The sequence below is a fragment of the Pseudomonas entomophila genome, from assembly GCF_029193575.1.
GTDB lineage: Bacteria > Pseudomonadota > Gammaproteobacteria > Pseudomonadales > Pseudomonadaceae > Aquipseudomonas > Aquipseudomonas entomophila_G.
This window is the reverse complement of the sequence record NZ_JARGCS010000010.1, coordinates 106,250-118,073: the sequence shown is the minus strand read 5'-3', so window position 1 is coordinate 118,073 and position 11,824 is coordinate 106,250. Positions and strand designations below refer to the sequence as shown.

General features: G+C 65.5%; 8 protein-coding genes. 4 read left to right on the top strand and 4 right to left on the bottom strand.

The annotated features are described in order from the left end of the window. Positions 1–170: 170 nt before the first annotated feature. Positions 171–395 carry a hypothetical protein gene (locus P0Y43_RS04370; protein WP_275636078.1) on the bottom strand — a complete coding sequence of 75 codons (225 nt, stop codon included), beginning with the start codon at positions 393–395 and terminating at the stop codon, positions 171–173. Between the two features lie 951 nt (positions 396–1,346). On the opposite strand from P0Y43_RS04370, the gene P0Y43_RS04365 reads away from it, so the two are divergent. After that, positions 1,347–1,757: a tetratricopeptide repeat protein gene (locus tag P0Y43_RS04365; RefSeq protein WP_275636077.1), complete on the top strand. Its 411-nt coding sequence runs from the start codon at positions 1,347–1,349 to the stop codon at positions 1,755–1,757. Between the two features lie 70 nt (positions 1,758–1,827). Continuing rightward, positions 1,828–3,300: a DNA recombination protein RmuC gene (gene rmuC / locus P0Y43_RS04360; protein WP_430540219.1), complete on the top strand. Its 1,473-nt coding sequence runs from the start codon at positions 1,828–1,830 to the stop codon at positions 3,298–3,300. Here rmuC and P0Y43_RS04355 read toward each other — a convergent pair. Together P0Y43_RS04355 and P0Y43_RS04350 are read right to left on the bottom strand one after the other, a co-directional pair. Beyond that, positions 3,272–6,748 carry a hybrid sensor histidine kinase/response regulator gene (locus P0Y43_RS04355; protein WP_275636076.1) on the bottom strand — a complete coding sequence of 1,159 codons (3,477 nt, stop codon included), beginning with the start codon at positions 6,746–6,748 and terminating at the stop codon, positions 3,272–3,274. The two genes, rmuC and P0Y43_RS04355, sit on opposite strands and share 29 nt — an antisense overlap. Before the next feature lie 174 nt (positions 6,749–6,922). Further along, complete coding sequence (locus P0Y43_RS04350) at positions 6,923–8,110, bottom strand: MFS transporter (RefSeq protein WP_275636075.1); 1,188 nt, start codon at positions 8,108–8,110, stop codon at positions 6,923–6,925. A 171-nt stretch (positions 8,111–8,281) separates the two neighbouring features. Between P0Y43_RS04350 and P0Y43_RS04345 the strand changes: the two genes are divergently transcribed. Further along, complete coding sequence (locus P0Y43_RS04345; RefSeq protein WP_275636074.1) at positions 8,282–9,421, top strand: TDT family transporter; 1,140 nt, start codon at positions 8,282–8,284, stop codon at positions 9,419–9,421. 174 nt (positions 9,422–9,595) lie between these two features. Continuing rightward, positions 9,596–11,470 (top strand): MFS transporter, encoded by a 1,875-nt coding sequence (locus tag P0Y43_RS04340; RefSeq protein WP_275636073.1) that lies wholly within the window; start codon positions 9,596–9,598, stop codon positions 11,468–11,470. Positions 11,471–11,486: 16 nt separating this feature from the next. On the opposite strand, the gene sugE is transcribed toward P0Y43_RS04340, so the two are convergent. After that, entirely contained in the window at positions 11,487–11,804 is a 318-nt protein-coding gene (gene sugE / locus P0Y43_RS04335) for a quaternary ammonium compound efflux SMR transporter SugE (protein WP_275636072.1), read from the bottom strand. Between the last annotated feature and the right edge of the window lie 20 nt (positions 11,805–11,824).

Sequence of the window (11,824 nt, the reverse complement as noted above, 5' to 3'; positions counted from 1 at the left end):
GCTCGCACCGCTCGAGTTGAAGTGTAGTGTGATAATCATGGTGTAAAGGGCTGTTTTTAAATCGATTGCTGCCTGTCGCCCTTTGCCATATGCCCTGTGGCGATTAAGGCAAGAGCGTTCAGGCAGCCTTCATGCAGAGGTATTCATGGGGTGAATCGGCCCCCATTCATTCATGCGGTCAGCGATTGGCGGGTGCGATTGATCACGGCTTGCAGCGGTTCCGTGCCCGTGTATTGCTCAGGGTACAGGCGCTCGGTGTGGCGGGCCACGCCGTGTTCGTCGACCAGGGTGAAGCTGAAGCTGCCCTTGCGGGGCGCCACGATCAGGCACTGCAACGGTGCGAAGGCCTGGGAAAGCGTGCCGATGGCGCGCTGGATATGAGGATGAGTAGTCATGTTGTTGGAGGTTCCTGCTCAAGACACGGTTTCGATCCGTGCACAATAGAAACGTTCCAGTGACGCCATTATTAAGGGGGCGCAAAACCTGCCTGGAACAAGGCAGCCAGTGAGGCGCAAGCAAAGGTGGGCGCTGGGCTGACTGGTAGGTACTTCAGAAGGCGGGCAGCATGCCAGGGCCAAGGTCCATGGCCGCTGGAGAAGATCCCGATCAATCTGCTACGTGATTCGCGCTGGAGCGGTGGGTTGCCGTCGAGTGAATCATCGAGGGGGCCGGTCCTGGTTTCAGCGATAGCTGCCCGGGGAGGGCGGCTTGGCGCAAGGACACTTGAGGCCAGAATTGACTTTCAGCTGGGTACTAACGCCGGCCACCCTACAGCGCGTTAAAGAGGATGGCAAGCTTTATTTGGTTTTTCTTCGGGGAAGCCGACTATTATCTCGTTAATCACCGCTCTTGGGAAGCGTGTGGAAAGGTGTGAAAAACGAGCGAATGGGCCGCGTTCCCGCACGGCGGTGCGCATTTGCGGTGCACTTGTACACACGAGCGGTGCGACTTGTAAGCGCTTTGTAACAACCCCCGGACGCCCCGCCAATGCCTTGACTGGTCACTTAAGTCAATGAAAAAAAACACTAATTTGGGTTGGTGAAAAAATCGACAGTTTGAGCGCGAGCCCCATTCCATAGGGGTTTGCGGGTGCCTTGGGGGGGTTGTCCACCGAGTTATCCACAGCTTCTGTGGATTGTCCCGAGCGCTTGCTCTAGGACGGGCGTGCCAGCAGTTTTGCGAAGTATCCGACGATCATCTGCGAAGTGCGCGCGGGTCGATCCGTTGACCGGAAAACGTCAAGAAAAGATCAATGAAAATTTTCCCGGTCCCCACGCTTTCATCCGGGCCTTTGTCAGAAAAAAGGAGTAGAGTGGCGCGCCTTTCGAGTCACGTCGCTGTTGGTCATGAAGTTTCGCGGTAAACCCCTCACGCACCCCCCTGCACATACCTCCCCCCAGCGTTTTTCCCTGAAGGTGGCCCTCTGGCTGCTCGACAGCCCGCGCCTGGGCGCTAAGCGCAGCATCAAGCACCTGGCCGGGCGCCTGCTCAAGCAGCCGGCGCGCCAGGGAGTGGTGGTGGCGCAGAGCCGACTGGGGCAGATGCTCTGCCGCGATTGCGGCAATGCCCGCGACCGGCGTATTGGCCACGAGCTGTTGCGCCAGGCTGCGCGCGCCGGAGACACGCGGGCACAGTTGGAGTACGGGCGGTTGTGTCAGGCACAGGCGCCGGAGCAGGCCCGCTATTGGTTGGAGCTGGCGGCGGGGCAGGGGTCGCAAGAGGCGCGGCGGTTGCTTGGGATGTGGAACTCGGCGTGACGGGGCTGCCCCTGTCGCGGGGCAAAAAACCTGTAAGCTGCACAGATTCCAACCGTCGATCGGAGCAAGCATGGCAGTGGATCTGGCCAGTATTCTGTTGGGGATCGTCGCCGCTGCGGTGCCGTGCCTGGGGTGGGTGTTGCAAGTGCAGCGGCGCCTCGCCGCGCAGCAGGGCGAAAGCGCCCTGAGAGAGGAACGCCTCGGCGCCGCACAACTGGCCCAGGAAGGCCTGCAAGCGCAGTTGGAGGCCAGCCGCGACGAGATCAGCGACCTCAGCGAGGCCAACAGCCACAAGCAGGCCAGCCTGGCCGCCCAGGGGCGCGAACTCGAACTGCTGCAGATCGAGCGCGACAATGCCCGCGACGCCGCCCATGCCTGGCAACTCGAGCGGGCCACCCGCGAGGCCGAACTGCGCCGCCTGGAAGCCCAGGCCGCGCGCCTTGAGGCCGAACTGCGTGAGCAGCAGGAAAACCATCAACAGCGCCTGGACGACCTGCAAGACGCCCGTGACACCCTGCGTGCGCAGTTCGCCGAGATGGCCACGAAGATCTTCGATGAGCGCGAGCAGCGCTTCACCCAGACCAGCCAGCAGCACCTGGGCCAGTTGCTCGACCCGCTCAAGGAGCGCATCCAGGCGTTCGAAAAGCGCGTCGAGGAAAGCTACCAGCAAGAAGCCCGCGAGCGCTTTTCCCTGGGCAAGGAACTGGAGCGCTTGCAGCAACTCAACCTGCGTTTGTCCGACGAAGCCACCAACCTCACCCAGGCGCTCAAGGGCCAGAAGACCCAGGGCAACTGGGGCGAGTTGATCCTTGAGCGGGTGCTGGAGCACGCTGGCCTGGAGAAGGGCCGCGAGTACCAGACCCAGGTCAGCCTCAAAAGCGCCGACGGCGAGCGCTTCCAGCCTGATGTATTGATCATGCTGCCGGGCGACAAGCAGGTGGTGATCGACGCCAAGGTCAGCCTCACTGCTTACCAGCAGTTCGTCGCTGGCAACGACGAGGCGGCGCTCAAGCAGCACGTGCAGTCGCTGCGCAGCCACGTCAAGGGCTTGTCGAGCAAGGACTACAACCGCCTCGAAGGCCTGCACAGCCTGGATTTTGTGCTGCTGTTCGTGCCTATCGAGGCGGCGTTCTCCGCCGCGTTGCAGGCTGAGCCGACGCTGTTCCAGGAAGCCTTCGACCGGCAGATCGTGATCGTCAGCCCGACCACCTTGCTGGCCACCCTGCGGGTGATCGACAGCCTGTGGAAGCAGGAGCGCCAAGGCCAGAACGCCCGCGAGATCGCCGAGCGTGCCGGGTGGCTGTACGACAAGTTCGTGCTGTTCATCCAGGACCTGGACGAGCTCGGTGCGCGCCTGCAGCAGGTCGACAAGGCCTATGCCGCGGCGCGCAACAAACTGTGCGAGGGGCGCGGCAACCTGGTCAGCCGCAGCGAGCAGCTCAAGTTGCTCGGCGCCCGCGCCAGCAAGAGCCTGCCGGCCGAACTGCTGGAGCGCGCGCTGAACGACGAAGCCGTCACTGAACCAGGCTCAGATGCCGGTTGAGCAGGGCGCGCAGGGCTGCCGGCTTGACCGGCTTGGCCAGGTAGTCGAGGCCTGCGGCATGCACTTGGGCGATGGTCTCGCTGCGCCCATCGGCGCTGATCACCACGCCGGGCACTGGTTCACCCAGGCGAGTACGTAGCCAAGCCATCAGGCCGGTGCCGGTCTCGCCGTCGTCCAGGTGGTAGTCCACCAGCGCCAGGTGCGGGCGCATGCCCTTGGCCAGCAGTGCTTCGCACTCGGCCTGGTTGCGCGCCGTCCACACTTGGCAGCCCCAGCGCCCGAGCAGGCTGTTCATGCCGATCAGGATGCTGTCCTCGTTGTCCACGCACAGCACCTGCAAGCCGGCCAGCGGCTGGCCCTGCTGCTCTATCGGCGCAGGGGCAGAGGCGACCGGGTGGCGGGCGATCGATACGCCGACGCGGAACACGCTGCCCTTGCCGGGCCAGGAGCGTACCTGCAGTGAATGCCCCAGCACCCGGCACAGGCCGTCGGCGATCGCCAGGCCCAGGCCCAGGCCCTTCTCGGCGCGGGTCTGGTGACTGTCCAGGCGCTTGAACTCCTGGAAGATCACCTGCAGCTTGTCGTCTGCGATGCCCGGGCCGCGGTCCCACACTTCCAGCCACAGGCGCTCGCCCTGGCGACGCGCGCCGAGCAGGATCGGGCCCTGGCCGTAGCGCAGGGCGTTGGTCAGGAAGTTCTGCAGCACCCGGCGTAGCAGCTTGATGTCGCTGTGCACATGCAGGCGGCTGCCGCGCAGGCGGAATTCCAGGCCTTTCTCGGCGGCCAGCACCTTGAACTCGGCACCGAGCGTGTCGAACAGGTCGTTGAGGGCGAAGGGCTTGGCATCGGGGGTGATCTTGCCGTTCTCCAGGCGCGAGATGTCGAGCAGGTCGCTGATCAGTTCCTCGGCCGAGCGCAGCGAGCTGTCCATGTGCTGCACCAGTTGCTGGGCCTCGTTGCTCAAGCCTTCGGCCTGTTGCGACAGGGCTGCGGAGAACAGCCGCGCGGCGTTCAGCGGTTGCATCAGGTCGTGGCTGACCGCCGCGAGGAAGCGGGTCTTGGACTGGCTGACCGCCTCGGCCTGGCTCTTGGCCTCGGACAGTGCCTGGTTGAGCTGCGACAGTTCGTGAGTGCGCTCGGTGACGCGCTGCTCCAGCCCTTCATTGGCGTCCTTGAGCGCTTGCTCCGCCTCGCGGAACGGGGTGATGTCGGTGAAGCTCATGACGAAGCCGCCGCCGGGCATCGGGTTGCCGATCAGTTCGATCACCCGGCCATTGGGGAACAACCGTTCGGAGGTGTGCGCGCGACCCTGGCGCATCCAGTGCAGGCGCCGCGCCACGTGTACTTGCGCCTCGCCCGGCCCGCACAGGCCGCGCTCGGCGTTGTAGCGGATGATGTCGGCGATGGGCCGGCCCACGCTGATCAGCCCGTCGGGGTAGTTGAACAGTTCCAGGTAGCGGCGGTTCCAGGCCACCAGGTGCAGGTTCTGGTCGACCACGCTGATGCCCTGGTTGATGTTCTCGATGGCCCCTTGCAGCAGTGCGCGGTTGAACTGCAGCACCTCGCTGGCTTCGTCGGCGATGCGCACCACGTCTTCGAGCTGCATGTCGCGGCCCTCGATGGCGGCCTTGACCACGGCGCGGGTCGAGGAGGTGCCGAGGACACCGGCCAGGAGCCGCTCGGTGTGTTCGATCCAGTCGCTGTCGGCGTTCTGGTTGGGGTTGAAACCCTTGCCCTGGCGGTAGGCGAAGCGGATGAAGCTCTGCCGCGCGCGCTCCTCGCCGACGAAGCGCGCGGCGAGCTTGAGCAAATCGTCGATCTGCACCGCCAGCAGCGAGCGGCTGTTGGGGCGGGCGCTGGTCTGCTGGCCGATGAAGCGCCCGGCCTGCCAGTGCTCCGACACCCGTGTGCGCGAGAGAATCGACACCCAGGCGAACAGGGTGAAATTGCCCGCCAGCGACAGCACCACGCCCTGGGTCAGCGGGGTGATCGGCAAGCCCAGCGGGTTGCCGTGCAGCCAGGCCAGGCCAGGGAACAGCGTCAACGACCAGCCCAGGCTGTGGGCGGCGATCGGCAGCACCAGGGTGTAGAACCATAGGAAGATCCCGGCGGCCAGGCCCGCGAACACGCCACGGCGGTTGGCCTGCTTCCAGTACAACGCGCCGAACATGGCCGGGGTGAGCTGGGTGACGGCGGCGAAGGCGATTTGGCCGATGGTCGCCAGGCTCGCGGTGGAGCCGAGCAGGCGGTAGCTGACGTAGGCCAGCAGTAGGATCACCACGATGCTTACCCGGCGCACCGAAAGCATCCAGTGGCGGAAGGCCTCGAACGGCCGCTCGGCGGCGTTGCGGCGCAGCAGCCAGGGCAGCAGCATGTCGTTGGAGACCATGGTCGACAGGGCCACCGCCTCGACGATGACCATGCCGGTGGCGGCCGAGGCGCCGCCGATGAACGCCAGCAGCGCCAGGCTCGGGTGCGCCTCGGCCAGCGGCAGGCTGATGACGAAGGAGTCGGAGATGACGGTGCCCGGCAGCAGCATCTGCCCGGCCAGGGCGATCGGCACCACGAACAGCGCCGCCAGCGCCAGGTACAGCGGGAACACCCAGCGCGCCAGGCGCAGGTCCTGGGCTTCGATGTTCTCGACCACGGTGACGTGGAACTGCCGCGGCAGGCAGATGATGGCCATCATCGCCACGGCGGTCTGCACCACCATCGACGGCCAGTTGATGGTCTCCTCCCAGTAGCGCTCCAGGTGAATCGACTGGCGCGCCTGGCTGAACAGGTCGTCGAAGCCGTCGTACAGGTTGAACACCACGAAGGCGCCCACGGCGAGGAAGGCCAGCAGCTTGATCAAGGACTCGAAGGCGATCGCCAGGACCATGCCACGGTGGTGCTCGGTGACGTCCAGGCTGCGTGTGCCGAAGACGATGGCGAACAGCGCCAGCACCAGCGACACCACCAGGGCGGTGTCCTGCACCCGGGTGCCGGTGGCGTCGGCGTTGGCGCCGATCAGCAGGTTCACACCGAGCACGATGCCCTTGAGTTGCAGGGCGATGTAAGGCAGCACGCCGACCAGGCAGATCAGCGCCACCACCACGGCAAGGGTTTGCGACTTGCCATAGCGCGCGGCGATGAAGTCGGCGATCGAGGTGATGTTCTGTTGCTTGCTGATCAGCACCATCTTCTGCAGCACCCAGGGCGCGAACAGCAGCAACAGCACCGGCCCCAGGTAGATCGGCAGGAACGCCCAAAGCTGTTCGGCGGCTTGGCCGACCGCGCCGAAGAAGGTCCAGCTGGTGCAGTACACCGCCAGCGACAGGCTGTACACCCAGGCGCGCAGGCGCGGCGGCAGCGGCGTGCTGCGGCGGTCGCCGTAGAAGGCGATGGCGAACATGATGGCCATATAGGCCAGGGCGACCACGGCGATCAGCCCGCTGGACAACGACATGCAAACTCCGCAGCAAAAAGGTAAACGCAGTCCCGATCAATCAGTCTGGCACGCGGGCACGGGTTCGTCAGCGCAGACGATGGTCGCAGTGGCAGGGCGTCGCAGGGGCCCCACCGATATGGTGGGCTACCTGTAGAGGCGGTCTTGCCCCGCGACAGGGCTGGAATGAACACCCTATCCCCGCAACGCCCCTCGCGTCCCCAGGTAATAGAACAACCCCGCCAGCAGCACCGCCAGCACCAGCAGGTGGAACACCGCCACCGGCGCTCCATGCCCCAGCACGAACCCCACCATCACCGGCCCCAGCGCCGCCCCCAGGTTGGACAGGTTCTGCGCGCCGTAATACACCCCGCGCAGGTGCTCTGGCGCGATCAGGTCGATGAACATGTATTCGGCCGGGATCACGATGATCTCGCCCAGGGTGAACACCAGCATCGCCAGGCACCAGGCCAGCGCCGAACCCGCCACCGAGAAGCCCAGCAGCCCGACGACGAACAGCGCCATCCCCGCCATCAGCCAGGGCATCAGGCGCTGCCGGCTGATGCGTCGGCCGATCAGGTACTGCAGGGCGATCACCGTCACCGCGTTGGTGGTCACCAGCACCCCCACCAGGCGCGCGGCTTCGCTGGCGCTGGCGGTCACCACCAGGTACTGCGAAAGGTAGGCCGTGAACTGGCCGAACACCACGGCGCTGAGCACCCCGCCCAGGGTGAAGCACACCAGCCGGCGGTCCCGTGCCAGCCCCAGGCACACCTGCACGAAGCCCGCCCCTGGTTGTACCGCCGCGCTGGGGCGCAACGCGCGGTCGCCCAGGCGCTGGTAGGCCAGGCACATGCCCAGCCCCATCAGCGCCGACACCAGGAACGGCCAGTGCCCGTCCAGCTCCAGCAGCGCCACCCCCAACAGCGGGCCGACGGCGTAGCCGACGTTGCTCAGGGTGTACTTGATGGCGAACACCTCGGCGCGCTCCTCCACCGGCAACAGGGCGCAGAAGCCCGCCTTGCTGGCGATGTCCACCACCGCCAGCGCCAGGTTGATCAGCACCAGGCAGACGAAGAACAGCGCCGCCGAGCGGCTGGCCACCGCCACCACGAATGCGGCGGCGAACACCAGGGTCGAGGTGGTGATCACCCGGTGATTGCGCAGCGAGTCGACCAGGTGCCCGCCATACAGGCTCAGCAGCGAGGCGACGATCAGCGCGCCGCCGATCAGCAGGCCGATATGGCTGACCGACAGCTGGAAGCTGTCCGACAAGTACACCACCAGGTAGGGCAGGGTGATCGCCCGCGCCAGGGTCAGCACGAAGGTGGTGAGCAACAACAGGCGCACGGTGGCGGGGTAGCGTTTGAGAGCGGCGAGCATTGCCACGTCCTTGTAGTTCGAATGTTTGCCAGAGGCCCCACAGCATATGCCAGCGGCTCTGCATTGCGCTATATCCATAAAATAGATAATAGATAGAGAAATTAACCGTTATATGGATATTCTTCACAGGCATAGGATGAGTCCACCTTACACAAGGACCGGAGCCCTCCCATGCCCTGTATCCAGACCCGCGCACCGTCGTTGCGCCCGTTCAGCCACCTGGCCCACCCCCGTGAAGTGATTCGCCAGTTCACCCCCAACTGGTTCGCCGCGACCATGGGGACCGGCGTGCTGGCCCTGGCGTTTCATCAGTTGGGCATACCGATGCTGGACGGTCTTGCAGAAGGGTTGTGGTGGCTGACCGTGGGGCTGTTCGTCCTGTTCTGCATGCTTTACGGCGTGCGCTGGCTGCTGTTCTTCGACGAGGCGCGACGGATTTTCGCCCACTCCACCGTGTCGATGTTCTTCGGCACCATCCCCATGGGCTTGGCGACGATCCTCAACGGGGCCCTGGCGTTCGGCCTGGCGCGCTGGGGCGAGGGCGTGGTGCCGTGGGTCGAGGCTTTGTGGTGGCTGGACGTGGGCCTGGCGCTGCTGTGCGGGGTAGCCATTCCGTACCTGATGTTCACCCGCCAGGAGCACAGCATCGACCAGATGACCGCCGTGTGGCTGTTGCCGGTGGTGGCGGCGGAGGTGGCGGCGGCCAGCGGCGGGCTGCTGGCGCCGCACCTGGTGGATACGCATCGGCAGTTCCTGGTGGTGGTCACCAGCTACGTGATGTGGGCGGTGTCGCTGCCAGTGGCGTTCAGCATCCTCACCATCCTCATGCTGCGCATGGCCTTGCACAAATTGCCACCAGCCAACATGGCAGCCTCCAGCTGGCTGGCCCTGGGGCCGATCGGTACCGGCGCACTGGGCATGCTGTTGCTGGGTGGCGATGCCCCGGCGATCTTCGCCGCCAACGGTTTGGGAGGCCTGGGCGAGGTGGCGCGTGGCCTCGGCCTGGTGGCCGGGATGGTGTTGTGGGGGGCGGGCTTGTGGTGGCTGTTGACGGCGGTGCTGATCACCCTGCGCTACATGCGCCAGGGCATGCCGTTCAACCTCGGGTGGTGGGGGTTCACCTTCCCGCTGGGGGTGTACAGCTTGGCCACGCTCAAGCTGGCGGCTTGGTTGGGGCTGGGGTTCTTCCTGGTGTTCGGGCAGCTGCTGGTGGTGGCGTTGGCGCTGTTGTGGCTGCTGGTGGCGAGCCGAACCTTGCGCGGGGCCTGGCGGGGGGAGCTGTTCGTATCGCCGTGCATTGCGCAGAAATGAGGGTGACGTCGCTTGCCCCGCGATGACGTCGGTACGGTCAGCCTCGAACCTGACGGTCTGTTCCATCCGCTCGGCGGCAGCGCGCGACTTGCCAGGGTGGGCGTTCCCATGCAGATTTGTGGCTTCTCGCGCCGTGCGTGCCTCCAATGACAAAGCCACTCAGGAACAAGGACGATGAGCCACTCCTCGCAATTCACCTTGCTCGGCAAGCGACGCTTCCTGCCGTTCTTCGTCACCCAGTCGCTGGGTGCCTTCAACGACAACCTGTTCAAGCAGTCGCTGATCCTGGCGATCCTCTACAAGCTGAGCCTTGAAGGCGACCGCTCGATCTGGGTCAACCTCTGCGCGCTGCTGTTCATCCTGCCGTTCTTCCTGTTCTCGGCGCTGGCCGGGCAGTTTGGCGAGAAGTTCGCCAAGGACGCGTTGATTCGCGCGATCAAGCTGGCCGAGATCGTCATCATGGCCATCGGCGCCACCGGCTTCGTCACCCACAACCTCACGCTGATGCTGCTGGCGCTGTTCGCCATGGGCACCCACTCGGCGCTGTTCGGCCCGGTGAAGTACTCGATCCTGCCGCAGGCGTTGCGTGAAGAAGAGCTGGTGGGCGGCAACGGCCTGGTGGAGATGGGCACCTTCCTGGCGATCCTCGCCGGGACCATTGGCGCCGGGGTAATGATGTCCTCGGCCAGCTACGCCACGGTGGTCGCCGGCGGCGTGGTTGGCACGGCCGTGCTCGGCTACCTCGCCAGCCGCTGGATCCCGCGGGCAGCGGCGGTGGCGCCGGGGATGAGGCTGGACTGGAACATCTTCACCCAGTCCTGGGCCACCCTGCGCCTGGGCCTGGGGCAGACCCCAGCGGTGTCGCGCTCGATCGTCGGCAACTCGTGGTTCTGGTTCGTTGGCGCCATCTACCTCACGCAGATCCCGGCCTATGCCAAGGACTGGCTGCATGGCGACGAGACCGTGGTGACCCTGGTGCTGACCCTGTTCTCGGTGGGCATCGCGGTCGGTTCGCTGCTGTGCGAGCGCCTGAGCGGGCGTAAGGTGGAGATCGGCCTGGTGCCGTTCGGTTCGTTCGGCCTGACCCTGTTCGGCCTGCTCTGGTGGTGGCATTCCGGCGACGTGCCGGTGGGCGCGTCGCCCCACGACTGGCTGGCCCTGCTGGGCATGGGCCAGGCCTGGTGGATCCTGGTGTCGATCGTTGGCCTGGGGGTGTTCGGCGGGTTCTACATCGTGCCGCTGTATGCGCTGATCCAGGCGCGCACGCCAGAGGGCCAGCGCGCCCGGGTGATCGCCGCCAACAATATCCTCAACGCGCTGTTCATGGTGGTTTCGGCGATCGTCACCATCGTGTTGCTGAGCCTGGCCGACTTGAGCATCCCGCAGCTGTTCCTGGTGGTGTCGTTGCTCAATATCGCGGTCAACGCTTACATCTTCCGCATCGTGCCCGAGTTCACCATGCGCTTCATGATCTGGCTGCTCAGCCATTCCATGTATCGCGTCGAGCACCGAGACCTCGAGCGTATTCCCGACGAAGGCGCGGCGCTGCTGGTGTGCAACCACGTGTCGTTCGTCGATGCGCTGCTGATCGGAGGGGCGGTGCGGCGGCCGATCCGTTTCGTCATGTACTACAAGATCTACCAGCTGCCGGTGCTCAACTTCGTGTTTCGAACCGCCGGGGCGATCCCCATCGCCGGGCGTAGCGAGGACGAGGCCATCTACGAGCAAGCCTTCGCGCGCATCGCCCAGTACCTGGCGGCGGGCGAGGTGGTGTGCATCTTCCCCGAGGGCAAGCTGACTGCCGACGGCGAGATCGATGTGTTCAAGGGCGGCGTCAACCGCATTCTCCAGGAGACCCCGGTGCCGGTGATCCCGCTGGCGTTGCAGGGCTTGTGGGGGAGCTTCTTCAGCCGTGATCCGGCCAAGGGTTTCCTGCGCCGGTTATGGTCGAGGGTGACCCTGGTGGCTGGCGCCGCCGTCCCGGTGGAGGCGGCGCAGCCCGAGGCGCTGCGCGAGAAGGTCAGTGCCCTGCGCGGTGGCGTCCGCTAGGAAGGGAGGGGAGAGGTCAGCTGGCGCTGACCTTTAGGCCGACCAGGCCGGCGATGATCAGCGCGACACTGAGCAGGCGCACCAGCGCCATGGATTCGCCGAACAGGATGATCCCGGCGATCACCGTGCCGACCGCGCCGACGCCGGTCCACACCGCGTAGGCGGTGCCCAGCGGCAGCTCCTTCATGGCCAGGCCCAGCAGGCCCAGGCTCACGGCCATGGCGGCGACGGTCAATGCGGTGGGAAGGGGGCGGGTGAAACCGTCGGTGTATTTCAGGCCGACTGCCCAGCCGACCTCGAACAGGCCGGCGAAGAACAGGATGATCCAGGACATGGTGAGCCTCCATCGTCTAA

Coding starts and splice junctions, on each gene's coding strand:
- rmuC (WP_430540219.1), top strand. CDS start 1,828: ATGGCAGTGGATCTGGCCAGTATTCTGTTGGGGATCGTCGCCGCTGCG.
- P0Y43_RS04370 (WP_275636078.1), bottom strand. CDS start 395: ATGACTACTCATCCTCATATCCAGCGCGCCATCGGCACGCTTTCCCAG.
- P0Y43_RS04345 (WP_275636074.1), top strand. CDS start 8,282: ATGCCCTGTATCCAGACCCGCGCACCGTCGTTGCGCCCGTTCAGCCAC.
- P0Y43_RS04365 (WP_275636077.1), top strand. CDS start 1,347: ATGAAGTTTCGCGGTAAACCCCTCACGCACCCCCCTGCACATACCTCC.
- P0Y43_RS04340 (WP_275636073.1), top strand. CDS start 9,596: ATGAGCCACTCCTCGCAATTCACCTTGCTCGGCAAGCGACGCTTCCTG.
- P0Y43_RS04355 (WP_275636076.1), bottom strand. CDS start 6,748: ATGTCGTTGTCCAGCGGGCTGATCGCCGTGGTCGCCCTGGCCTATATG.
- P0Y43_RS04350 (WP_275636075.1), bottom strand. CDS start 8,110: ATGCTCGCCGCTCTCAAACGCTACCCCGCCACCGTGCGCCTGTTGTTG.
- sugE (WP_275636072.1), bottom strand. CDS start 11,804: ATGTCCTGGATCATCCTGTTCTTCGCCGGCCTGTTCGAGGTCGGCTGG.